This is a genomic window from Shigella sp. FC1567 (genome assembly GCF_001743015.1).
Taxonomy (GTDB): domain Bacteria; phylum Pseudomonadota; class Gammaproteobacteria; order Enterobacterales; family Enterobacteriaceae; genus Escherichia; species Escherichia coli.
This window is the reverse complement of record NZ_MIIV01000501.1, coordinates 1-23,035: the sequence shown is the minus strand read 5'-3', so window position 1 is coordinate 23,035 and position 23,035 is coordinate 1. Positions and strand designations below refer to the sequence as shown.

The 23,035-nt window shown below is 50.9% G+C and carries 20 protein-coding genes and 4 pseudogenes; 8 read left to right on the top strand and 16 right to left on the bottom strand.

What is annotated here, in order from left to right:
- Nucleotides 1-69 (top strand): hypothetical protein (locus BHE85_RS28525; protein WP_369803596.1); only part of this gene is annotated, 69 nt, incomplete at its 5' end.
- Nucleotides 70-100: 31 nt separating this feature from the next.
- Here BHE85_RS28525 and BHE85_RS21245 read toward each other — a convergent pair.
- From BHE85_RS21245 to ygdT, 7 genes and pseudogenes are all read right to left on the bottom strand, one after another.
- A pseudogene (locus BHE85_RS21245) lies at nt 101-358 on the bottom strand (prepilin peptidase-dependent protein); the annotation flags it as partial.
- Nucleotides 349-819: a prepilin peptidase-dependent protein gene (locus BHE85_RS21240; protein ID WP_000857051.1), complete on the bottom strand. Its 471-nt coding sequence runs from the start codon at nt 817-819 to the stop codon at nt 349-351. The pseudogene BHE85_RS21245 and the gene BHE85_RS21240, both read right to left, overlap by 10 nt.
- 183 nt (nt 820-1,002) lie before the next feature.
- Nucleotides 1,003-1,797, bottom strand: a complete 795-nt coding sequence (thyA, locus tag BHE85_RS21230; RefSeq protein ID WP_000816231.1) for a thymidylate synthase — start codon at nt 1,795-1,797, stop codon at nt 1,003-1,005.
- 6 nt (nt 1,798-1,803) lie between these two features.
- Nucleotides 1,804-2,679 (bottom strand): prolipoprotein diacylglyceryl transferase, encoded by an 876-nt coding sequence (gene lgt / locus BHE85_RS21225; RefSeq protein ID WP_000204658.1) that lies wholly within the window; start codon nt 2,677-2,679, stop codon nt 1,804-1,806.
- Between the two features lie 150 nt (nt 2,680-2,829).
- The gene (gene ptsP, locus BHE85_RS21220) at nt 2,830-5,076 is read right to left on the bottom strand and encodes a phosphoenolpyruvate--protein phosphotransferase (protein ID WP_000957921.1); all 2,247 of its coding nucleotides are present in this window, start codon (nt 5,074-5,076) and stop codon (nt 2,830-2,832) included.
- Between the two features lie 12 nt (nt 5,077-5,088).
- A complete protein-coding gene (gene rppH / locus BHE85_RS21215) occupies nt 5,089-5,619 on the bottom strand; it encodes an RNA pyrophosphohydrolase (RefSeq protein ID WP_000564490.1) in 531 nt (176 codons plus the stop codon).
- Nucleotides 5,620-5,971: 352 nt separating this feature from the next.
- A complete protein-coding gene (ygdT, locus tag BHE85_RS28120) occupies nt 5,972-6,118 on the bottom strand; it encodes a protein YgdT (protein ID WP_000953278.1) in 147 nt (48 codons plus the stop codon).
- A gap of 185 nt (nt 6,119-6,303) precedes the next feature.
- Here ygdT and mutH point away from each other — a divergent pair, with 185 nt between their 5' ends.
- From mutH to BHE85_RS21190, 4 genes are all read left to right on the top strand, one after another.
- A complete protein-coding gene (gene mutH / locus BHE85_RS21205; protein ID WP_000082195.1) occupies nt 6,304-6,993 on the top strand; it encodes a DNA mismatch repair endonuclease MutH in 690 nt (229 codons plus the stop codon).
- Between the two features lie 68 nt (nt 6,994-7,061).
- Nucleotides 7,062-7,775 carry a TerC family protein gene (locus tag BHE85_RS21200; RefSeq protein ID WP_000895624.1) on the top strand — a complete coding sequence of 238 codons (714 nt, stop codon included), beginning with the start codon at nt 7,062-7,064 and terminating at the stop codon, nt 7,773-7,775.
- Nucleotides 7,776-7,912: 137 nt separating this feature from the next.
- Nucleotides 7,913-8,131, top strand: coding sequence for a lipoprotein YgdR (gene ygdR, locus BHE85_RS21195; protein ID WP_000758655.1), 219 nt, complete (start codon nt 7,913-7,915; stop codon nt 8,129-8,131).
- A 107-nt stretch (nt 8,132-8,238) separates the two neighbouring features.
- Nucleotides 8,239-9,279, top strand: coding sequence for an NADP(H)-dependent aldo-keto reductase (locus tag BHE85_RS21190; RefSeq protein ID WP_001199312.1), 1,041 nt, complete (start codon nt 8,239-8,241; stop codon nt 9,277-9,279).
- A gap of 31 nt (nt 9,280-9,310) precedes the next feature.
- Here BHE85_RS21190 and lplT read toward each other — a convergent pair whose 3' ends face one another.
- Together lplT and aas are read right to left on the bottom strand one after the other, a co-directional pair.
- Nucleotides 9,311-10,504, bottom strand: a complete 1,194-nt coding sequence (gene lplT, locus BHE85_RS21185; RefSeq protein ID WP_000004622.1) for a lysophospholipid transporter LplT — start codon at nt 10,502-10,504, stop codon at nt 9,311-9,313.
- Nucleotides 10,497-12,656, bottom strand: coding sequence for a bifunctional acyl-ACP--phospholipid O-acyltransferase/long-chain-fatty-acid--ACP ligase (gene aas, locus BHE85_RS21180; protein ID WP_000899060.1), 2,160 nt, complete (start codon nt 12,654-12,656; stop codon nt 10,497-10,499). The genes lplT and aas overlap by 8 nt, the downstream gene beginning before the upstream one ends.
- A gap of 388 nt (nt 12,657-13,044) precedes the next feature.
- Here aas and galR point away from each other — a divergent pair, with 388 nt between their 5' ends.
- Nucleotides 13,045-14,076 carry an HTH-type transcriptional regulator GalR gene (gene galR / locus BHE85_RS21175; RefSeq protein ID WP_000201048.1) on the top strand — a complete coding sequence of 344 codons (1,032 nt, stop codon included), beginning with the start codon at nt 13,045-13,047 and terminating at the stop codon, nt 14,074-14,076.
- Nucleotides 14,077-14,082: 6 nt separating this feature from the next.
- On the opposite strand, the gene lysA is transcribed toward galR, so the two are convergent.
- Complete coding sequence (gene lysA, locus BHE85_RS21170; RefSeq protein WP_001120712.1) at nt 14,083-15,345, bottom strand: diaminopimelate decarboxylase; 1,263 nt, start codon at nt 15,343-15,345, stop codon at nt 14,083-14,085.
- A 121-nt stretch (nt 15,346-15,466) separates the two neighbouring features.
- On the opposite strand from lysA, the gene lysR reads away from it, so the two are divergent.
- Nucleotides 15,467-16,402 carry a DNA-binding transcriptional regulator LysR gene (gene lysR / locus BHE85_RS21165; protein ID WP_000741823.1) on the top strand — a complete coding sequence of 312 codons (936 nt, stop codon included), beginning with the start codon at nt 15,467-15,469 and terminating at the stop codon, nt 16,400-16,402.
- Here the strand turns inward: lysR and ygeA are convergent.
- The 5 genes and pseudogenes from ygeA to BHE85_RS21140 all read right to left on the bottom strand — a co-directional run bounded on the left by ygeA (nt 16,389) and on the right by BHE85_RS21140 (nt 22,035).
- Nucleotides 16,389-17,081, bottom strand: coding sequence for an amino acid racemase (gene ygeA, locus BHE85_RS21160; RefSeq protein WP_000848664.1), 693 nt, complete (start codon nt 17,079-17,081; stop codon nt 16,389-16,391). The genes lysR and ygeA overlap by 14 nt on opposite strands.
- Before the next feature lie 128 nt (nt 17,082-17,209).
- Nucleotides 17,210-18,625 (bottom strand): annotated as a pseudogene (gene araE, locus BHE85_RS21155) (arabinose-proton symporter AraE).
- Nucleotides 18,626-18,939: 314 nt separating this feature from the next.
- A complete protein-coding gene (gene kduD, locus BHE85_RS21150) occupies nt 18,940-19,701 on the bottom strand; it encodes a 2-dehydro-3-deoxy-D-gluconate 5-dehydrogenase KduD (RefSeq protein WP_000603508.1) in 762 nt (253 codons plus the stop codon).
- A 29-nt stretch (nt 19,702-19,730) separates the two neighbouring features.
- On the bottom strand, nt 19,731-20,567 hold the full coding sequence (kduI, locus tag BHE85_RS21145) for a 5-dehydro-4-deoxy-D-glucuronate isomerase (protein WP_000383219.1): 837 nt from the start codon (nt 20,565-20,567) through the stop codon (nt 19,731-19,733).
- 286 nt (nt 20,568-20,853) lie between these two features.
- Complete coding sequence (locus BHE85_RS21140) at nt 20,854-22,035, bottom strand: acetyl-CoA C-acetyltransferase (RefSeq protein ID WP_039064234.1); 1,182 nt, start codon at nt 22,033-22,035, stop codon at nt 20,854-20,856.
- A gap of 254 nt (nt 22,036-22,289) precedes the next feature.
- Here BHE85_RS21140 and BHE85_RS21135 point away from each other — a divergent pair.
- Nucleotides 22,290-22,688, top strand: a pseudogene (locus tag BHE85_RS21135) (amino acid permease); the annotation flags it as partial.
- Between the two features lie 16 nt (nt 22,689-22,704).
- Here the strand turns inward: BHE85_RS21135 and BHE85_RS21130 are convergent.
- Nucleotides 22,705-23,035, bottom strand: a pseudogene (locus tag BHE85_RS21130) (IS1-like element IS1X2 family transposase); the annotation flags it as partial.

Sequence of the window (23,035 nt, the reverse complement as noted above, 5' to 3'; positions counted from 1 at the left end):
CTGCCGGAATGGCCTTCCAACCGTGTTGACGAACTCCTGCCATGGAACGTAGCACTCACCAATAAATAAGCGTCAATACGGTGCTCCGTTGACGCTTACTGATACAGTCACCCTGTCCGACAATTTCCAGCCCTTCGCCGGTACAGATGCCATGACAATAACCCGCCCTCTGGAGATGCTTCGCGACGGTAAATACCCGCAGCCAGATTTCATCTTCCAGCGCCAGCTTACGGGTGCTCGTTAAACTTTCACGCTGTAACGCAGGCAGAAAGCGTGCAGCCCCCAGCAACAATACGCTACTGATCGCCATAGCAATCAACACTTCCAGCAGAGAAAAACCTTGCTCTTTTACAGGCATCCTTCTGTTTCTCCTTGCTGACAAAGCCGGAGTCTTCCCCACGGCGAAACCACCAGCCACCACTCGCCCGTTGAGTTTTTGAAGCGAATATGCCCGGCCCATGCGGTATTGCGCAGGCCAAAGAAAGCAAGCGAAGGTGTCAGGTCGCTCATTTCGACTTCGGGCCAGCGTGGCACAAAGACCAATGGTGAACTGCCATGACAGGTATTGGCCCCAGCAGCGGAACTCACAAGGCACCATAACGTCCCCTCCCTGATAACGCTGATACTGTGGTCGCGGTTATGCCAGTTGGCATCTTCACGTAAATAGAGCAAATAGTCCCGCGCCTGGCTGGCGGTTTGCCATAGCCGTTGCGACTGCTGCCAGTATTGCCAGCCATAGAGTCCACTTGCGCTTAGCATGACCAAAATCAGCATCGCGACCAGCGTTTCAATCAGCGTATAACCACGTTGTGTTTTCATGCCGGCAGTATGGAGCGAGGAGAAAAAAGACGAGGGCCAGTTTCTATTTCTTCGGCGCATCTTCCGGACTATTTACGCCGTTGCAGGACGTTGCAAAATTTCGGGAAGGTGTCTCGAAGAATTTAATGGAGGGTAAAAAAAACCGACGCACACTAGCGTCGGCTCTGGCAGGATGTTTCGTAATTAGATAGCCACCGGCGCTTTAATGCCCGGATGCGGAGCGTAGCCTTCAATCTCAAAATCTTCGAAACGGTAGTCGAAGATGGATTCGGGTTTACGTTTGATAATCAACTTCGGCAGCGGACGCGGTTCGCGGCTTAATTGCAGATGAGTTTGATCCATATGATTGCTGTACAGGTGCGTGTCGCCCCCCGTCCAGACAAAATCGCCCACTTCCAGATCACACTGCTGCGCCATCATATGCACCAGTAACGCGTAGCTGGCAATGTTAAACGGCAGGCCGAGGAAAACGTCACAGGAGCGCTGATAAAGCTGGCAAGAGAGTTTGCCGTCTGCCACATAGAACTGGAAGAACGCATGGCACGGTGCCAGCGCCATTTTATCCAGTTCGCCTACGTTCCACGCTGAAACAATAATGCGGCGCGAATCCGGGTCGTTTTTCAGCTGGTTCAGTACCGTAGTGATCTGGTCAATATGACGACCATCCGGCGTTGGCCAGGCGCGCCACTGTTTACCATACACTGGCCCGAGGTCGCCGTTTTCATCGGCCCATTCGTCCCAGATGGTGACATTGTTTTCGTGTAGATAAGCAATGTTAGTGTCGCCCTGCAGAAACCACAGCAGTTCATGGATGATGGAACGCAGGTGGCAACGTTTAGTTGTCACCAGCGGGAATCCATCCTGCAGGTTAAAACGCATCTGATGACCAAAAATGGAAAGCGTTCCGGTTCCGGTACGGTCGTTTTTCTGTGTGCCTTCGTCGAGCACTTTTTGCATCAGTTCTAAATACTGTTTCATGGTTCCTCAGGAAACGTGTTGCTGTGGGCTGCGACGATATGCCCAGACCATCATGATCACACCCGCGACAATCATCGGGATGGAAAGAATTTGTCCCATGCTGATGTACTGCACCCAGGCACCAGTAAACTGCGCGTCGGGCTGGCGGAAAAACTCAACAATGATGCGAAACGCGCCGTAACCAATCAGGAACAAACCTGAGACAGCTCCCATTGGGCGCGGTTTACGAATATACAGGTTGAGGATAATAAACAGCACTACACCTTCCAGCAACAGCTCGTAAAGCTGTGATGGGTGGCGCGGCAGCACACCGTAAGTATCGAAAATGGATTGCCACTGCGGGTTGGTTTGCAGCAGCAAAATATCTTCTGTACGGGAGCCAGGGAACAGCATGGCAAACGGGAAGTTCGGGTCAACGCGGCCCCACAATTCACCGTTAATAAAGTTGCCCAGACGCCCGGCACCAAGACCAAACGGAATGAGTGGTGCGATAAAATCAGAGACCTGGAAGAAGGAACGTTTAGTACGGCGGGCGAAGATAATCATCACCACGATAACGCCAATCAGGCCGCCGTGGAAGGACATGCCGCCGTCCCAGACACGGAACAGATACAGCGGATCGGCCATAAACTGCGGGAAGTTGTAGAACAGAACATAACCAATACGTCCACCGAGGAAGACGCCGAGGAAGCCCGCATAGAGTAAGTTTTCAACTTCATTTTTGGTCCAGCCACTGCCCGGACGATTCGCCCGACGTGTTGCCAGCCACATTGCAAAAATGAAACCCACCAGATACATCAGGCCGTACCAGTGAAGCGCCACGGGTCCTATTGAGAAAATGACCGGATCAAACTCCGGAAAATGCAGATAGCTACTGGTCATCTGTCACCACAAGTTCTTGTTATTTCGCTGAAAGAGAACAGCGATTGAAATGCGCGCCGCAGGTTTCAGGCGCTCCAAAGGTGCGAATAATAGCACAAGGGGACCTGGCTGGTTGCCGGATACCGTTAAAAGATATGTATATGATCCGCGCTATAACCCTCCGCGAATCAGCCCGCCCATGCCGCGACGCTCCATAAAGGCTGCAACCTGATGACGAACTTCGGTCGCCAGTTGCGCTTCCAGACTACGCTGCGCAAGATTTTCTGCTTCGGCAAAATCAATGCGCCGCAGCAGGTATTTTACCCGCGCTACAGAACGTCCGTTCATAGACAGATGGCGATACCCAAGCCCAATGAGGATTGCCACGCACATGGGATCGCCCGCCATTTCACCGCACAAACGGAGATCGATACCATGTATTTCCGCTTCCCGGGCGATCATTGCCAGAGCTCGTAACATTGCAGGATGAAGGCTGTCATAAATGTTCGCCACCCGGGTATTGTTGCGATCAACGGCCAGAATGTATTGAGTCAGATCGTTGGTGCCAACAGAGATGAAATCGACCCGCTTTGCCAGATGCGGCAGCATAAATACCATTGACGGTACTTCCAGCATGATGCCGATACGTGGTTTGGGAATTTCGTAACCGATCATCTCCTCGACTTCACGTCCGGCACGTTCAATCAGGCGGCGTGCTTCGTCAACTTCATCGAGGCTGGTGACCATCGGCAACAGAATATTCAGGTTGCCCGTAGCGGCATTAGCACGCAGCATCGCCCGCACCTGGATCAAGAAGATCTCCGGCTGATCGAGCGTAATGCGAATCCCACGCCAACCCAGGCATGGATTCTCTTCGCTGATCGGCATGTAAGGCAGCTGCTTATCTGCTCCGACATCCAGCGTACGCAAGGTGACGGGTTTATCATTGAACATTTGCAGCATCCCCTGATACTGCGCCACCTGTTCTTCTTCCGACGGGAAACCACTTTGCAGCATGAATGGGATTTCAGTGCGATAAAGACCGATGCCATCAATACGGCTGCCCAGTTTTTCTTCATGTTCCGGGCTTAAACCAGCATTGAGCATGACTTTTATACGCTCACCGCTTTTTAACTGCGCGGGTAAATTGACGTCATCTTCCGCCAGACGGCTAAGCTCAATCTCTTCACTAATTAGCCGCTGATATTCTTGCAGCAGTATCGGCTCCGGATCGACCAGCAATTCACCGCGATAGCCATCAACGATCAGCGTCCTACGATGCAGCACCGAAGGCTGAATATCCGCGCCCATCACGGTAGGGAGCCCCAGCGCACGTACCATGATCGCAGCATGGGAGTTGGCTGCGCCATCTCGCACGACAACACCGACTAAGCGATCCTGGGGCAGCTCAGCAAGAGTTGTCGCTGACAGTTCATCTGCCACCAGAATGAAACGTTCCGGCCAGGCGTTCGGCCCTTGATTAGCGTCATCAAGATGAAACAGCAATCGCTGACCCAGCGCACGTAAATCGCCAGCCCGCTCTTTGAGATAGTTATCGCTTAGCGCGGCAAACTGTTCGGCAAATTTTTCAATGACCGTTTTTACCGCCCACTCTGCCACCGAGCCTTTATCAACCTCGGCAAACAATTCGCGACGCAGCCGGGTGTCCGAAAGCAGGTGCGAGTAAAGATCGAAAATAGCCGCCGTTTCTTTTTGTGCTCCGGCGGCAAAGCGTTTGCTGTAGCGGCGAAACTCGTTTGCCGCTTCTTCCAGCGCCCCGGTCAATCGTTCGCGTTCCAGAGCCGGATCCAGCGTTGATGCCTGATACACCTGTTCCATTAAAGGTAACGTGGCATCCTGCCAGCCTTCGGCAATCGCCACACCAGGTGCTGCCGGTAATGCGCGGATTCGCGTCTGGCGATATTGCCCAAACAAGGCAGTCAACTGCGACTGAGAAAGAATAGCTGCCATCTGGGTGGCAAGCGTCACCAGGAAGGATTCTTCACTTTCGTCATACTGGCGCAACTCTCGTTGCTGTACCACCAGTACACCAAGCAACTGGCGACGTTGAATAATTGGTACGCCTAAAAACGCGCGGAAACGTTCTTCTTTTACGGAGGGGATGTATTTGAAGCTGGGGTGCTTTTGCGCATCTGCAAGGTTTATCGGTTCCGCCAGCCTGCCAACCAGGCCGACGATCCCTTCATCAAACGCGAGCGTTACAGTGCGACCGCGTGGTTTTTTCAGCCCCCGGGTCGCCATCAGGTAGTAACAACGTCGATCATGATCGGCCAGGTAGACCGAACAGACCTCGGTATCCATCGCAAGACAGATGTCGGTAACCAGAATATTTAACGCCTCATTCAGGCGTGGTGCGCTGGCTACCTTTTCGACTATTTCGCGCAGGCGAGTGAGCATAATTGGCGTGACTTAACCTCTTTTACGTCGATAAGCAGATGTGTTTTGTGGTTTTGGCGTATTTTCCTGCAGTGACATCACCACACTCGCGAACTCTTTCATTACCCTACGGTAGACATCACGTTTAAATGACACCACCTGTCTGACCGGATACCAGTAACTTACCCATCGCCAGCCGTCAAACTCTGGTGTACTGCTGGTTTGCATATTGATTTCTGCATCGCCGCTCACCAGCTGCAAGAGAAACCATTTTTGTTTTTGGCCGATACAAACCGGCTTCGTGTCCCAACGCACCAAACGTTTCGGTAATTTGTAGCGCAACCAGTTACGCGTTGAAGCAAGGATTCGAACGTCTTTGCGGCTTAATCCTACTTCTTCAAACAATTCACGGTACATCGCCTGCTCTGCGGATTCTCCGGGGTTGATTCCGCCTTGCGGAAATTGCCAGGAGTGCTGACCAAATCGCCGGGCCCACATTACCTGCCCCTGGCGATTACAAATCACGATACCTACGTTTGGGCGGTAGCCATCGTCATCAATCACCGGACTACCTCAAAATAAAGCTTTATATACGAATGATTGTTTCATACTCCAGGAAGACGGTAAACCACTCTCTGCAGGGCATTACACACTAATAACAATTGAATAACTCACAGTTATGTGCAGAGTTATAAACAGAGGAAGGGGTGGATAGCCGTTTTTATTCACCTTTTCTGTGGATAGAGTTGTGAAGAACTACGGAATTACTACGGGAAAACCCGGAGCATTCTGAATAAGCCCGATATAGGCATTTTAAAATATTCATTATAAGTCAATGCATTACATGTAATTTGAGTAATGAAAAAGAGTAATTCGTGACCCAGGTCACACCTCTCATTTACGGGTTGGCGAAAGATCAACCAATGCCGTATTTATCCACAGAATGTGCCACTAAGTTAAGCACTGAACCACTAAAAACTGGAGTTTCGTCGCACGTCAAGGCTGTAAATGGAAACAGTAGTGGAGGTTTTTCACAGTTATCCCAGCTTTCTGTGGATAACATGGTGTAAGATCCTGTTTATTTTCAGTGACCAGATTTGGAAAACCTATTGCAGTGCTGCGCAACTCGATTATCGGCAGCCTAAAAAGCAATATAAATCAGAGAATTGAACAACACATGTGGAAAAAGTTACACTGCGAATATTCGGTACATAATTGCTGTTTGTTTTTTAACCAAGGTATCATGACATGTCCCAACCTCGCCCACTGCTCTCTCCTCCCGAAACTGAAGAACAGTTGTTAGCGCAAGCACAGCAACTTTCTGGTTATACATTGGGAGAACTGGCGGCACTTGCCGGGCTGGTTACGCCAGAGAATTTAAAACGCGATAAGGGCTGGATTGGCGTGTTACTGGAGATCTGGCTAGGTGCCAGCGCAGGGAGTAAACCTGAGCAAGATTTTGCTGCTCTGGGCGTGGAACTTAAAACTATCCCTGTGGATAGTCTTGGTCGTCCGCTGGAAACAACATTCGTTTGTGTTGCCCCGTTAACGGGTAATAGCGGGGTGACCTGGGAAACCAGCCACGTGCGCCACAAGCTCAAACGCGTACTGTGGATACCGGTTGAAGGCGAGCGCAGCATCCCGCTGGCGCAGCGTCGCGTAGGATCCCCGTTGCTGTGGACCCCGAATGAAGAGGAAGACCGACAGCTACGCGAAGACTGGGAAGAATTAATGGATATGATTGTTCTCGGTCAGGTTGAGCGGATCACCGCTCGTCACGGGGAATATTTACAGATAAGACCGAAAGCAGCGAATGCGAAAGCGCTTACCGAAGCCATTGGTGCCCGGGGCGAACGGATTCTGACGCTGCCACGCGGCTTTTATTTGAAGAAGAATTTCACCAGTGCACTACTGGCCCGTCATTTTCTGATCCAGTAGCCATCGCTTTGACCTGCCGCTTTCCGGGCATATAATTACCGCTTCATTTTTTTGGCAGGGCTTTTTAGATGTTATTTGCATGGATAACCGATCCTAACGCCTGGCTTGCGCTCGGTACGCTGACGCTGCTGGAGATCGTTCTTGGGATCGACAATATTATTTTCCTTTCTCTGGTGGTGGCAAAGCTTCCCACAGCACAACGTGCTCATGCGCGCCGTCTGGGGTTGGCGGGAGCCATGGTTATGCGTCTGGCGCTGCTGGCATCAATCGCCTGGGTTACGCGCCTGACAAATCCGCTTTTTACAATATTCAGTCAGGAAATTTCTGCCCGTGATTTGATTCTGCTTCTGGGTGGCTTGTTCCTTATCTGGAAAGCCAGCAAGGAAATCCACGAATCCATTGAAGGTGAAGAAGAAGGGCTGAAAACACGCGTTTCATCATTCCTCGGCGCTATCGTGCAGATTATGCTGCTGGATATTATCTTTAGCCTCGACTCGGTGATTACGGCTGTGGGTCTGTCAGATCACCTGTTTATTATGATGGCAGCCGTGGTGATTGCCGTAGGCGTGATGATGTTCGCCGCGCGCTCGATTGGTGATTTTGTCGAACGCCATCCTTCGGTAAAAATGCTGGCGCTCTCTTTCCTGATTCTGGTGGGCTTTACCCTGATTCTGGAAAGTTTCGACATCCACGTACCGAAAGGTTACATCTACTTCGCGATGTTCTTCTCTATTGCGGTTGAAAGCCTCAACTTGATTCGCAACAAAAAGAATCCGCTCTGATACTCCGTACGCTCTCCTGCGGGAGGGCGTACTCACTCCTTTTACCCTCACAGTTTAAGATTTTCCTGCTTTCAAGATATATAACGTCGTTTTATAAACAGACTATTATCATAGGTAGGCCAAATGAGGATAACCGGATGAAAAAATGGGCAGTAATAATTTCTGCAGTCGGACTGGCGTTTGCTGTTTCCGGGTGTTCCAGTGATTACGTCATGGCGACCAAAGATGGCCGTATGATTTTGACCGATGGAAAACCTGAAATTGATGATGATACCGGGCTGGTGAGTTATCACGATCAGCAAGGTAACGCGATGCAAATTAACCGTGATGATGTTTCGCAAATTATTGAACGTTAACAAATAAGGTCAGCATCCGGCTGGCCTTAAGATTTTTCTCTTTCCCTTTTCCCTTCCCTCTGCCATTTTTATATTCCTTATGTCGTGATTATAAAAAGGAAACGGCTATGCAATATCACCGTATACCCCACAGTTCGCTGGAAGTCAGCACGCTGGGGCTTGGCACGATGACGTTTGGTGAACAGAACAGCGAAGCCGACGCCCACGCACAACTCGACTATGCCGTCGCTCAGGGCATTAACCTTATCGACGTTGCCGAAATGTACCCAGTACCTCCGCGCCCCGAAACGCAAGGGTTAACCGAAACCTACGTCGGCAACTGGCTGGCGAAACATGGCAGCCGCGAAAAGTTAATTATCGCCTCCAAAGTGAGCGGACCGTCGCGCAATAATGACAAGGGCATCCGCCCGGATCAGGCGCTGGATCGGAAGAATATCCGCGAAGCGCTGCATGACAGCCTCAAGCGCCTACAGACTGATTACCTCGATCTTTATCAGGTGCACTGGCCGCAGCGCCCGACCAACTGCTTCGGCAAACTCGGTTATAGCTGGACGGATTCTGCGCCTGCGGTTTCGCTGCTGGATACGCTGGACGCACTGGCAGAGTACCAACGCGCGGGAAAAATTCGTTATATCGGCGTGTCGAACGAAACTGCATTTGGCGTAATGCGCTACCTGCATCTGGCGGACAAACACGATCTGCCGAGTATTGTCACCATTCAGAACCCTTACAGTCTGTTAAACCGCAGTTTTGAAGTAGGTCTGGCAGAAGTCAGCCAGTATGAAGGGGTCGAACTGCTGGCCTATTCATGCCTGGGTTTCGGCACGCTGACCGGGAAATATCTCAATGGTGCAAAAACCGCTGGCGCACGTAATACGCTCTTTAGTCGGTTCACCCGCTATAGCGGTGAGCAAACGCAAAAAGCCGTCGCGGCGTATGTTGATATCGCCAGACGTCATGGCCTGGACCCTGCTCAGATGGCGCTCGCGTTTGTACGCCGTCAACCGTTTGTTGCCAGCACTCTGCTGGGCGCAACCACGATGGATCAGCTGAAAACTAACATCGAAAGTTTGCATCTGGAGTTAAGCGAAGACGTATTAGCTGAAATTGAAGCGGTGCATCAGGTTTATACTTATCCGGCACCATAAGATTAACGCCGGTTAAAACCGGCGTTAAATATTAATGACGGCGCTGCCAGATCCACAGCGCCGTTATTGCCAGCGCAAACAGCGCACCGAAGCCAATGCCAATGGGCACGACCGGGATGCCTACCATTACCGCCAGCGAGTAAATGCCCAGCATCAACAACATGGCGCTGTTTTCGCCAAGGTTTTGTACTGCAATCGCATTCCCCGCCCCGACGCTTTTTTTACCCCGCTCCTGTAGCAACGCATTGAGCGGAACGACAAAAAAGCCCCCCATCACGCCAATCAGCATCAACAAGGCATAGGCTGGCAGCAGCTCGTGTTGCAGGGAAAAAATCAGTACCACCACGCCAATCAAAATCCCGGCTGGCATACAGCGTGACACGGTTTCCAGCGTAACTAACTTCGCTGCCGCACCTGCGCCAACCACGATACCAATCGCTACCATCGCGTTGAGATAGGTGGGCGTAGAGTTATCGGTAATGCCCAGCGCCACCGGTACCCACAGCACCAACAGGAAACGCAGCGTGACACCCGCTCCCCAGAATAAACTGGTGCCCACCAGCGAAAAACGCGTTTCACCATTGCGCCATAGCGAGGTGCAGGCATTCAGGAAACTGCGGGTCATGTTGATGAGATTCCAAGACTGCCCCGGACGCGCCGCCGCCAGTTTGGGAATGTAGATATTGGCAACGACCGCACCACCGTAGGCCAGTGCGCATGCGGCCAGGGCGACGAGGACATGCCAGTCAGCCAGCACACCACCGGCTACGGAACCGAGCAAAATCGCCGCTATGGTAGAAGCTTCCATTAAACCGTTAGCTTTCACTAACTTACTACCCGTGGTTAATTCGCCGAGAATACCGTATTTCGCCGGTGAATAGGCTGCAGCACCAACCCCCACCAGCGTATAGCCGAGAAACGGATTGATACCAAAGCAGATACTGGCTGCGCCCAGCAGCTTCAGGCCGTTGGCAAACATCATCACCCGGCCTTTGGCGAAGCTATCCGCCACCTGCCCGACAAACGGCGCAAAAAGAATGTAAGCACCTACAAACACCATTTGCAGGATGGGCTGGCTCCACTCCGGATAGAACTGCGCTTTCAGTAACGCCAGAGTGGCAAACAGTAGGGCATTATCGCCAAACGCAGAGAGAAACTGCGCCACGATAACCGCTTTCATCCCCTTCGACCACAACGAAGTGTTAGTGTGCACTGACTCACTCATCGTGTTGTTCCGCTTCGTCTACCCAGCTTTTCAACGTGACAAAGTCAGGTTTGCCGCTGCCAAGTAATGGCATCTGTTTCAGATAGCGAATATCGCGCGGTACAGCAAGCTCCGGCACGCCGTGCTCGCGGGCATACTGTTGCAACTTATCGAGCGTCAGTTCGTTATCTGTGGTGAAAAGCACCAGTGCCTCGCCTTTGCTGGCATCGCTCTTAATCGCAGTGGCATGGACTTTATCTGGCGAAACACCAAGTGCCAGTTGTTCCACCATTTCCAGCGACACCATTTCGCCTGCAATTTTGGCAAAGCGTTTTGCGCGGCCCTGAATCTGCACAAAGCCCTGCTCGTCAAAACGCACAATATCGCCAGTGTCATACCAGCCGCGCTCCATTTCGCCGCGAACATTCTCGGCGGTGGGCACTTCCAGTACACCTGGCTTCTCCACCCGCAGATAGCCGTTCATTATGTTCGGCCCTTTCAGTTGCAGGCGTCCGCCCTCTTCGATACCAGGAACCGACAACAGGCGCGCATCCATTCCTGGTAGAATACGCCCTACCGTACCGGGTTTCGCCGCCATCGGTACGTTGATAGAAACGACAGGCGCGCACTCGGTTACACCATAGCCTTCAAGGATGCGCAGGCCAAATTTATCCTGCCAAAGCTGTTTGGTACTTTCTTGTAGTTTTTCTGCGCCTGCCACCACATAGCGTAGACGATAGAAGTCATACGGGTTGGCGAAACGCGCGTAGTGACCGAGGAAAGTCGAGGTACCGAACAACACGGTGCAACTGCGGTCATACACCAACTCCGGCACAATGCGGTAATGCAGCGGGCTTGGATAAAGGAACACTTCTGCACCTGTAAGCAGTGGCGTAAACAGGCCTACCGTCAGCCCAAAGGAGTGAAACAGCGGTAATGCCGACATAAAGCGATCGTTGGTGGTGAAGTCGGCAATCGTTTTAATCTGCTCGACGTTCGCCAGAATGCTTTTATGGCTATGGACGACGCCTTTTGGATGGCCTTCAGAACCGGAGGTAAAGAGGATCAGCGCCTCTTCTTCCGGCTGCTGTTTTACCTGCGCCAGGCGCGGCATCAGCAAATGAGCGAAGATCCATACTTTGTCGGCAGTGGTGACATCTGCTTTTAAATCTTCCAGATAGACCCAGCGCACCTGAGTAAGTTGCTCCGGCAGATGCCAGAGTTTGCCTTTATCGAGAAACTGGCGGGAAGTGAAGATGGTTTTGATTTCAGCCGCCGTAATAGCACTGGTCAGCCCTTTTACCCCAGCAGTGTAGTTCATCATTGCGGGAATGCGGCGACGCGCGATGGCCCCAAAAATCACTGCCGCACTGATGCCTGCATTGGGCAGCATTAAGCCGATGCGTTCGCCTTCAACACTGTATTTTTCAAGGATGCGTCCAACAAACAGCGTTTTCGTAAGCAATTTGCGATAGGAGTCTGGGGTAAAGTTGACGTCTTCGACACATTTCTTCCCGGCTCCGAAGCGGTACATTGCACTCAGTAAAGATTCGTACAGAGTTTCACGCGGGCGCACCGCCATACGCGCTTCCATCATTATTTGATGCAGCATTTCGCCAGCGATTTTGCGACGGTCACGGGCACGCGACGCATCCGGCATCGCCACCTGCGTTGGAGGCAAAATATGCAGAGTAATTTGCGGGAACAAGCGACGTTTAACCAGACCTTTCAGGCGGCTGAAGTGCGTAAGTTCCGCCCCTTCAATACGCACAGGAATAACCGTTGCACCAGACTTCGCCGCGACAAAACCCGCGCCATCGTAGATTTTCATCAGCGAGCCTGTAGTGGTGATGCGTCCTTCAGGGAAAATCACCACTGGTCGGCCCTGTTCCACCAGACGTACCAGATGTTTAATAGCCATAGGTTGCGTCGGGTCGAGAGGAACAAAGTCGATAAATGATTTCAGCCAACGCATATACCACTGTTGGCTTATTGAGGTGTAAACGGCAAACACTGGACGCACAGGTAAAAACAGTCCAAGCAAAATGCCATCAATAAAAGAGACGTGATTAGGCGTAATTAGAACGCGCTCGCCCTTCAGTGCCTGGGTGTCACCCGTAACGCGAACGCGATACAAAACACGGCACAAATTTCGAAAAAAGCTAAAAAGCATTCCAACTCCCTTTGCTCTGATTCAGTAAAAGCGAATGGAGGGAGATTACACGAGATAAAGAACGCGAGCGACAGTAAATTAGGTGCGAAAAAAAACCTGCGCATCCGCGCAGGTTGGTGCAAGAGACAGGGTACGAAGAGCGTACCGAATAATCTCACCAATCAATACCTCTGGGATCACCACTTTAGCAACCTGAAGCCAAACGCCACCAGCGGTCAATCGCAACAGCGTTTCGCAAAGTGTAACCAAAGGTTTGCAATCTCTTTTTTTGTCTTACTTATTTGCGTTTGGCTCACATTCCCACGATGAAAACACGCCACTCCTTGAACCAACGGGCGTTTTCCGTAACACTGAAAGAATGTAAGCGTTTACCCACTAAGGTATTTTCATGGCGACCATAAAGGATGTAGCCCGACTGGCAGGCGTTTCAGTCGCCACCGTTTCCCGCGTCATTAATAATTCACCCAAAGCCAGCGAAGCTTCCCGGCTGGCTGTGCATAGTGCAATGGAGTCTCTTAGCTATCACCCGAACGCCAACGCCCGTGCGCTGGCGCAGCAGACCACTGAAACGGTCGGTCTGATCGTTGGTGATGTTTCCGATCCGTTTTTCGGTGCAATGGTGAAAGCGGTCGAACAGGTGGCTTATCACACCGGTAATTTCTTATTGATTGGCAACGGTTACCACAACGAACAAAAAGAGCGTCAGGCTATTGAGCAACTGATCCGCCATCGCTGTGCTGCGTTGGTCGTCCATGCCAAAATGATCCCGGATGCCGATTTAGCCTCATTAATGAAACAAATGCCCGGTATGGTGCTGATCAACCGTATCCTGCCTGGCTTTGAAAACCGTTGTATTGCTCTTGACGATCGTTACGGTGCCTGGCTGGCAACGCGTCATTTAATTCAGCAAGGTCATACCCGCATTGGTTATCTGTGCTCTAACCACTCTATTTCTGACGCCGAAGATCGTCTGCAAGGGTATTACGATGCCCTTGCTGAAAGTGGTATTGCGGCCAATGACCGGCTGGTGACATTTGGCGAACCAGACGAAAGCGGCGGCGAACAGGCAATGACCGAGCTTTTGGGACGAGGAAGAAATTTCACTGCGGTAGCCTGTTATAACGATTCAATGGCGGCGGGTGCGATGGGCGTTCTCAATGATAATGGTATTGATGTACCGGGTGAGATTTCGTTAATTGGCTTTGATGATGTGCTGGTGTCACGCTATGTGCGTCCGCGCCTGACCACCGTGCGTTACCCAATCGTGACGATGGCGACCCAGGCTGCCGAACTGGCTTTGGCGCTGGCGGATAATCGCCCTCTCCCGGAAATCACTAATGTCTTTAGTCCGACGCTGGTACGTCGTCATTCAGTGTCAACTCCGTCGCTGGAGGCAAGTCATCATGCAACCAGCGACTAACCGCAGTTAAAGCAATTCCAGCGCCAGTAATTCTTCGATGGTCTGGCGACGGCGAATCAACCGCGCCTGACCATTATCAAACAGAACTTCTGGTAACAGCGAACGGCTATTGTAGTTGGATGACATTGATGCGCCATATGCCCCTGTATCATGCAGTACCAGATAATCACCTGCCTTCACTTCCGGCAAGGCGCGGGTTTCAACATTTCCCCCTTCCTGCTGGGTAAAGACATCGCCCGATTCACATAACGGTCCGGCGACGACGGTTTCCACCGTTGGCGCGTGTTCCAGAGAACGACCATCAGCTGCCAGGGCACTGATATGGTGGTAACTACCGTACATTGCCGGGCGCATCAGATCGTTGAACCCGGCATCAACCAGCACAAAGTGGCGGCTCCCCATTTGTTTGACGCTCCGCACCTGAGTAATTAATACGCCAGACTGCGCTACCAGGAAGCGACCCGGTTCAATTTCCAGTTTCACAGGGTGGCCCAAATGGCGGGCGATTTGCTCACGCGCGGCATTCCACAGACCATAATAATGTTCGGTATCAACCGCCTCTTCACCCTGTTGATAAGGAACAGAAAGCCCACCGCCCGCAGAAATAGCCTGTAAATCCTGACCGAATTCGATGACCTGACGCACCATAGCACCACACACCTGTTCCAGATGGGCATAATCAACGCCAGAACCAATGTGCATGTGAATGCCGACCAGCTGCAGATGATGACGTTGTATCACGTCCAGTGCGGCGGGCAGATCGGTGTACCAGATACCGTGCTTGCTGTTTTCGCCACCGGTATTGGTTTTTTGGCTATGTCCGTGACCAAACCCCGGATTAACGCGCAGCCATACCCGATGCCCTGGCGAAACCTGGCCCAGTTGGTCGAGCATATCAACAGAACCCGCATTCACCGGAATTTGCAATTCACTGACGCGTTCAAGCGTCGCCTGATCGATAACATCTGCCGTAAAAACAATATCATCGGGGTGCGTTTGCGGATTGTAACCCGCCGCCAACGCACGCTCTATTTCGCCTAACGAGACGGAATCCACTTTCACGCCCTGCTCACGCATTAAGCGCAAAATATGAATATTGGAACAGGCTTTCTGTGCAAAGCGCACCACATCAAACTGTTTCAGCGCTGCAATCTGCCGACGAATAATTTGCGCATCGTAGACCCACACCGGGCAGCCAAATTCAGCGGGCAAACGCAGCAGATTTTCGGCGGTGAGATCGGTATCGGTGCTGAACAGTGAATGTGGCATAACAAACTCCAGATAAGTGCTTTTTTATGATTACGCCACATCATAAAAAGAATAAAAAATATCGATTTATGTCGAGTCTATGCAAAAATGATATGGATTACCGGATTGCGAGAGAGCGCTAATGGCCGCCGTTAACTTACGTCATATTGAAATTTTTCATGCGGTAATGACCGCCGGAAGCCTGACTGAGGCGGCACACCTGCTACACACCTCACAGCCAACCGTCAGCCGCGAACTTGCGCGCTTTGAGAAGGTGATCGGGCTGAAATTGTTTGAGCGCGTACGTGGGCGATTACATCCTACCGTGCAAGGACTGCGTCTGTTTGAAGAAGTGCAACGATCCTGGTACGGACTGGATCGAATTGTCAGCGCTGCAGAAAGTCTGCGCGAGTTTCGCCAGGGAGAACTGTCTATTGCCTGCCTGCCGGTCTTTTCGCAATCTTTTTTACCGCAGCTCCTGCAACCCTTTCTGGCACGTTATCCCGATGTCAGCTTAAATATCGTGCCCCAGGAATCACCGCTACTTGAAGAGTGGCTCTCGGCCCAGCGTCATGATTTAGGACTCACTGAGACACTCCATACGCCTGCGGGAACAGAACGTACCGAATTACTCTCTTTAGATGAAGTGTGTGTGTTACCTCCGGGTCATCCGCTGGCGGTAAAAAAGGTATTAACGCCGGATGATTTTCAGGGTGAGAACTACATCAGCCTTTCCCGTACTGACAGCTATCGCCAGTTGCTGGATCAGCTATTTACTGAACATCAGGTTAAACGACGCATGATCGTAGAAACCCACAGCGCCGCGTCAATCTGCGCAATGGTACGGGCGGGGGTAGGTGTTTCGGTGGTTAACCCGCTCACCGCACTGGATTATGCGGCAAGCGGTTTAGTGGTGCGGCGGTTCAGTATTGCGGTTCCGTTCACAGTCAGCCTGATCCGCCCCCTGCACCGCCCGTCATCAGCGCTGGTGCAGGCGTTTAGTGAGCATTTACAAGCGGGGTTACCGAAACTGGTCACTTCTCTTGACGCTATTTTGTCGTCAGCTACGACAGCATAAAAGCGACAGCATCCTCGGCATGGATCGCCGCAGTATCAAACACAGGCAAAACACTGCGCTCTTCTGGCACCAGTAAACCAATTTCTGTGCAGCCAAAAATGACGCCCTGTGCGCCCTGTTCTGCAAGGCGAGCAATCACTTGCGCATAATAAGCGCGTGACGCTTCGGTAAATTGCCCCAGACACAGTTCTTCAAAAATAATCTGATTAATTTTCGCCCGTTCATCCGCTTCAGGAATAAGACAATTGATGGAAAATTGTTCCGTCAGCCGCCCGCGATAAAAATCCTGTTCCATGGTGTAACGCGTACCCAGCAGCGCCACACGAGTCATTCCGGCCCCGGTAATTGCACGTCCGGTGGCATCCGCAATGTGTAAGAAAGGCAGAGTGCAACGTGACTCAATGGCATCCGCCACTTTATGCATCGTATTGGTACATAACACAATACCTTCTGCGCCCGCCCGCTGTAAGCCAAGCGCCGCCTCAGCCAGAATGTCCCCGGTTTTATCCCATTCCCCGCGACGCTGGCACTCTTCTATTTCATGAAAATCGACGCTATGTAGCAGCACTTGCGCAGAGTGAAGCCCACCAAGCCGCTGTTTAATGCCTTCATTTATCAAACGATAGTAAGGAATGGTGGATTCCCAGCTCATTCCTCCCAGCAAACCAATTGTTTTCATTCCTCTCTCCTGATGTGTGTTACCGCAACAAGGCTGAATAAGGAACGAGACAAACGCCTCAACGGCCAAGTGCCCAATCTCTATTAACGAAAAAAGGGCCGGATGTACAGCACATCCGGCCCGTGAAATCAGATGCCGATATTTCTCAACTTCTCGCCTGCCATCAGTTTGCGTTCGATATGTTCCAGCGTGACATTTTTGGTTTCCGGAATGAGCCAGAAAGTGATGCCCACAAACGCAATGTTCAGCGCAGTGTAGAGCCAGAACGTACCGGCAGCGCCAATGCTGTCGAGCAGCGTCAGGAAGGTCGCCGATAATCATATTCGACACCCAGTTCGTGGTGGTCGAACAGGTAATACCGAAATCGCGGCATTTCAGCGGCTGAATTTCAGAGCACAGGATCCACACCACTGGCGCGGCGCTCATCGCATAACCGGCAATACACATCATCGTCATGCCAACAGAGAGCCAGGACAATCCACTGGAAGCCGTACCGTTATCAAACTGCATCAGGCAATAGCCCAGCACCAGAGTGCCTAACGCCATCACGCTGAAACCAATTTTCAGAGCCGGTTTACCCCTGCTTTATCTACCGTAAACACCGCAATAAAGGTGGCGAACATAAAGGTCAGCCCTACGACCAGAGTCGCAATCATCTGTTGTTCTGTGGTCGTAAAGCCCGCCATTTTGAAGATACGCGGCGCGTAGTACATGATGATGTTCATACCGGTAAACTGCTGCATCGCCTGCAACAACATACCGAGAAACACAGCACGACGGACGTTACGGTTGATCTTAAACAGTGCCCAACCGCCCTGTTTTAACTTCAGGCTTTCACGAATTTCGTTGAGTTCTTCTCGCGCTTTTTCCGACGTATCGCGCAGCATACGCAATACTTCTTCCGCCTCAATATGACGCCCCTTTTCCGCCAACCAGCGCGGGCTATTTGGCAGGAAGACCACCAGAATAATCAGCAGAACTGCTGGTAAAGCAAGAACCCCCAACATTGCGCGCCAGTTACCGCTATAACTGAACGCTGTATCGGATAAAAACGCCAGCACGATGCCGAGTGTGACCATCAACTGGTACATACTGATCATCTTACCGCGAACGTTTTCACTTGCCATTTCAGAAAGATACAGAGGAGCGGTGTAAGACGCGATCCCGACAGCAATGCCCAGCCCCACACGAGCGGCGATTAACATCTCTACGCTGGTCGCAAAAGCGGACCCTATAGAACCGAGTACAAACAGGATGGCCCCCGCCATCAGGCTGTATTTACGCCCCAGGCGGAACGACAGCCAACCATTAAACAGCGCACCAATTGCTGCGCCGAGCATCATGCTACTAACCACCCATTCCTGCAAATGACTGGTCAGCACAAAGTGATCGGTAATGAACGGCAACGCTCCGGCGATTACGCCGATATCAAGACCAAATAACAATCCTGCGACCGCAGCAGCTACCGAAACAAACATATTCATACGCCGCGTATCCCGCAAAGAACGTGGCGTTAAAGCAGATTCCGTATTGATAGTAACCATTTTTTCCTGCCAGCAGAGAGTAAGACATAGTGAAAAAATACGTGAACAACTCACGCAGGTGTCAGGTCGGAAACAGCATAAATATGGATTAAATTGCTGCGACATGTCGTTATGTGATGGATATTCCAATTTTCAAATTAAGTTGAATTATTGAGATTATTATTAACCACCTAATTTTACAGCAGATAAAATTCATAAAGTTCATTAATTGATAATTAATATGGATTATTTCATAACCATGATATGGATTATGATGATCTACAGGTATAAAAAACCCTGCCATGCGGCAGGGTCATAAAAGTAAGAAGAATGAATTAACGCGCCAGCCAACCGCCATCCACGGCAATGGTATAACCATTCACATAATCTGAAGCGCTGGAGGCAAGGAACACTATCGGCCCCATCAGGTCACTCGGCAGTCCCCAACGACCAGCTGGAATGCGGTCGAGAATTTCCGCGCTACGTTGTTCATCTGCCCGTAGTTGTTGAGTATTGTTGGTCGCCATGTAACCCGGAGCTATCGCATTAACATTAATGTTGTGTTTAGCCCATTCGTTCGCCATCAATCGCGTCACACCCATCACGCCGCTTTTTGATGCGGTATAAGAAGGCACACGGATCCCGCCCTGGAAGGAGAGCATTGACGCGATATTGATAATCTTGCCGCCATTGCCTTGCGCGATAAAGTGTTTCGCCGCTGCCTGAGACATGAAGAATACGCTCTTGATATTCAGGTTCATGACATCGTCCCAGTCTTTTTCGCTGAACTCGAGAGCGTCTTCGCGGCGAATCAATCCGGCGTTATTCACCAGGATATCAATATGACCAAATTCAGCTACCGCGCGATCCAGCAGTCCAGGAATGCCATCAATCTTTCGCAGATCGGCGGTCAGGCTTAAAAAACGACGCCCCAGCGCCGTGACCTGCTCGATGGTTTCAGTCGGTTCAACGATGTTAATGCCAACAATGTCACAGCCCGCTTGCGCCAGCCCCAACGCCATCCCCTGGCCCAGCCCAGTATCACAACCAGTGACGACCGCAACTTTACCTTCGAGAGAAAATGCACTTAAAATCATAACAATACCTTATTCGTTTATGCCCACAACTAGCGCAAATCTTTAACGGCCACATGGTCCATATCATCAAAGACCTGGTTTTCACCAACCATGCCCCAGATAAAGGTATAAGCTTTGGTTCCGACGCCGGAATGGATCGACCAGCTCGGGGAGATCACCGCCTGCTCGTTATGCATCACAATGTGACGCGTTTCTTGCGGTTGCCCCATCATGTGGAAAACGCAGGCGTCATCATCCATATTGAAATAGAAATAAACTTCCATCCGGCGCTCGTGGGTGTGACACGGCATGGTGTTCCACAAGTTACCTGGAGCCAGCTCCGTCAGCCCCATACTCAATTGGCAGGTTTCCAGCACATCCGGGACAAAATATTTGTTAATAGTGCGACGGTTACTGGTGAGGTTATCGCCTAACGTGACTGGAGATACTTCGTCCGGGGTGACTTTTTTGGTGGGATACGTCGTATGCGCGGGTGCGCAATTGTAATAAAACTTTGCCGGAGTGGCGGTATCAATACTGGCAAAGACAACTTCTTTTGCACCTTTACCAACATACAGGGCGTCGCGGTGACCTATTTCATAGCATTGGCCATCGACAGTAATCGTACCGGCACCGCCAATATTGATAACACCTAACTCGCGACGTTCAAGGAAATAGCTTACGCCGAGTTGTTTACCAACTTCCCCGCCAACGGAAACCGTTTTAGTTATCGGCATAATGCCGCCAACAATAATTCGGTCAATGTGGCTGTAAACCATGGTGTACTCATCGGCGACAAATACCTTTTCAACCAAAAATTCATTGTGCAGCCCTTGGGTATCCAGCGTTTTTGCGTGCGCACTGTGGATGCTCTGTCTTACGTCCACATCAACCTCCGATAATCAGTGAAGCGTGAAAATAGAAAACGATAGTGAAACACTGTTTCGTTTTCTCTATAAAGGGATGATATGCCCATGGGCTAGGGTTTTCAATTAAAAATAAAACAATGTTTTATTTTTAAGTTAAGGATTAAAAAAAGTGCAGTGTCGATCACGAATATGTCATGAGAATGGAAAAATGAGGGAGCCCAGAAAATGTATGTCGACTTGCCAGCCATCATTATTCAACAGATTAATGACGGCAGATATTTATCGGTAAGGAGGAAATGCAGAGCTACTCGTCACGTTCAATGGTCAATGCCACGCCCTGGCCCCCGCCGATACAAAGCGTTGCCAGCCCTTTGCGGGCATTACGTTTCACCATTTCATGAACCAGAGAAACCAGGATTCGGCAACCGGAAGCGCCTATCGGGTGACCGAGTGCGATCGCGCCACCATTGACATTGACCCGACGCTCATCCCACTCAAGCATCTTGCCAACCGAAAGCGCCTGTGCAGCAAACGCTTCATTAGCCTCGATAAGATCGACATCAGCCAACTGCCAGCCTACACGCTCCAGGCAACGGCGGGTCGCATACACCGGCGCAATTCCCATCAATGCCGGATCTACACCAACGCTGGCAAATGCGCGGATGCGGGCCAGCACGGGTAAATTCAACGCTCGTGCTTTGGCTTCGCTCATCATCATTACCGCAGCTGCGCCATCGTTTATGGATAATGCATTCCCCGCGGTCACAGAACCGAGACTATCAAATGAAGGATTTAAACGGGCTAAACCTTCTGCACTGGCGTCAGTGCATGGCTGTTCATCGGTATCAACAACCAACGTCTGACCGTTACTTTGGATCATTACCGGGACGATCTCATCTTTAAATCGTCCGGCGTCAATCGCCGCTCGCGCTTTTTGTTGCGAGCTAAGTGCGTAAGCATCCTGCAACTGACGGCTGATGCCATATTCGCGAGCCAGATTTTCGGCGGTGACACCAATATGATAATCATTGAAGGCATCCCACAACCCATCATGCACCAGACTGTCAACCAACTGGCTATTGCCAAGCTGTGCACCGGTGCGGCTATCAGTCAGAACATGTGGTGCGCGGCTCATGTTTTCCTGGCCACCGGCGATGACAATATCAGCCTCGCCACACTGTATCGCCTGAGTAGCCAGATGCAGTGCTTTAAGCCCAGAACCGCAAACGTCATTAATAGTGATTGCAGAAACGCTATTAGGAAGACCACCTTTAATAGCCGATTGCCTTGCCGGATTCTGCCCTGCCCCTGCAGTCAACACCTGACCAAGAATTACTTCATCCACCGCATATGCAGGAACGCCGGTACGTTCTATTAACGCTTTCACGACCAAACTACCAAGTTCCACGGCGGAATGACCCGCTAACGCACCACGAAAGCAGCCGATAGGTGTCCGTAACGCCCCGACAATCACAACGTCTTTCATCACAACCTCGCACCAATTAACAGTGCAATAGTAAATGATTGTTAATTACAGTTATCTTAATTGTTTAAAAAAAGTGATTTTTATCACAAAAGAAATATGCCTGAGCAGCAGTCAGAGACATAACTGGCACGTAAGGTTTGCAACCACTAACCCACCAATAGAGGGGTAGATAGGGCGTTAATCTCCCATACTTAACCTGGTTTATGGTAAATTGCCCTCCATTTTGTTTAATTTGTAGATGATACGTTCAGATAATGTCTAATATTTGGTCTAAAGAAGAAACTCTGTGGAGTTTCGCGCTCTACGGCACAGCCGTTGGTGCAGGCACGCTCTTCCTTCCTATTCAGTTAGGTTCGGCAGGGGCTGTGGTCCTGTTTATTACTGCTCTGGTCGCCTGGCCTTTAACATATTGGCCACATAAAGCTTTATGCCAGTTCATCCTCTCATCGAAAACATCAGCAGGTGAAGGGATAACGGGCGCGGTAACACACTACTATGGCAAGAAGATTGGTAATCTGATTACCACGCTGTACTTCATCGCCTTTTTTGTCGTCGTGTTGATATATGCAGTGGCAATTACCAACTCACTTACAGAACAGCTGGCAAAGCATATGGTTATTGATCTTCGCATCCGTATGTTGGTGAGTCTGGGTGGGTAATGACTCCAACTTACTGATAGTGTTTTATGTTCAGATAATGCCCGATGACCTTGTCATGCAGTTCCACCGATTTTGAGAACGACAGTGACTTCCGTCCCAGCCTTGCCAGATGTTGTCTCAGATTCAGATTATGTCGCTCAATGCGCTGAGTGTAACGCTTGCTGATAACGTGCAGCTTTCCCTTCAGGCGTGATTCACACAGCGGCCAGCCATCCGTCATCCATACCACGACCTCAAAGGCCGACAGCAGGCTCAGAAGACGCTCCAGTGTGGCCAGAGTGCGTTCACCGAAGACGTGCGCCACAACCGTCCTCCGTATCCTGTCATACGCGTAAAACAGC

Excerpts from the sequence above, each read along its gene's own strand:
- lysA (WP_001120712.1), bottom strand. The coding sequence starts at position 15,345 with ATGCCACATTCACTGTTCAGCACCGATACCGATCTCACCGCCGAAAAT.
- BHE85_RS21240 (WP_000857051.1), bottom strand. The coding sequence starts at position 819 with ATGAAAACACAACGTGGTTATACGCTGATTGAAACGCTGGTCGCGATG.
- mutH (WP_000082195.1), top strand. The coding sequence starts at position 6,304 with ATGTCCCAACCTCGCCCACTGCTCTCTCCTCCCGAAACTGAAGAACAG.
- ptsP (WP_000957921.1), bottom strand. The coding sequence starts at position 5,076 with ATGCTCACTCGCCTGCGCGAAATAGTCGAAAAGGTAGCCAGCGCACCA.
- lplT (WP_000004622.1), bottom strand. The coding sequence starts at position 10,504 with ATGAGTGAGTCAGTGCACACTAACACTTCGTTGTGGTCGAAGGGGATG.
- ygdR (WP_000758655.1), top strand. The coding sequence starts at position 7,913 with ATGAAAAAATGGGCAGTAATAATTTCTGCAGTCGGACTGGCGTTTGCT.
- BHE85_RS21200 (WP_000895624.1), top strand. The coding sequence starts at position 7,062 with ATGTTATTTGCATGGATAACCGATCCTAACGCCTGGCTTGCGCTCGGT.
- thyA (WP_000816231.1), bottom strand. The coding sequence starts at position 1,797 with ATGAAACAGTATTTAGAACTGATGCAAAAAGTGCTCGACGAAGGCACA.
- lgt (WP_000204658.1), bottom strand. The coding sequence starts at position 2,679 with ATGACCAGTAGCTATCTGCATTTTCCGGAGTTTGATCCGGTCATTTTC.
- BHE85_RS21190 (WP_001199312.1), top strand. The coding sequence starts at position 8,239 with ATGCAATATCACCGTATACCCCACAGTTCGCTGGAAGTCAGCACGCTG.
- lysR (WP_000741823.1), top strand. The coding sequence starts at position 15,467 with ATGGCCGCCGTTAACTTACGTCATATTGAAATTTTTCATGCGGTAATG.
- aas (WP_000899060.1), bottom strand. The coding sequence starts at position 12,656 with ATGCTTTTTAGCTTTTTTCGAAATTTGTGCCGTGTTTTGTATCGCGTT.
- galR (WP_000201048.1), top strand. The coding sequence starts at position 13,045 with ATGGCGACCATAAAGGATGTAGCCCGACTGGCAGGCGTTTCAGTCGCC.
- kduD (WP_000603508.1), bottom strand. The coding sequence starts at position 19,701 with ATGATTTTAAGTGCATTTTCTCTCGAAGGTAAAGTTGCGGTCGTCACT.
- BHE85_RS21140 (WP_039064234.1), bottom strand. The coding sequence starts at position 22,035 with ATGAAAGACGTTGTGATTGTCGGGGCGTTACGGACACCTATCGGCTGC.
- ygdT (WP_000953278.1), bottom strand. The coding sequence starts at position 6,118 with ATGTTATCCACAGAAAGCTGGGATAACTGTGAAAAACCTCCACTACTG.
- ygeA (WP_000848664.1), bottom strand. The coding sequence starts at position 17,081 with ATGAAAACAATTGGTTTGCTGGGAGGAATGAGCTGGGAATCCACCATT.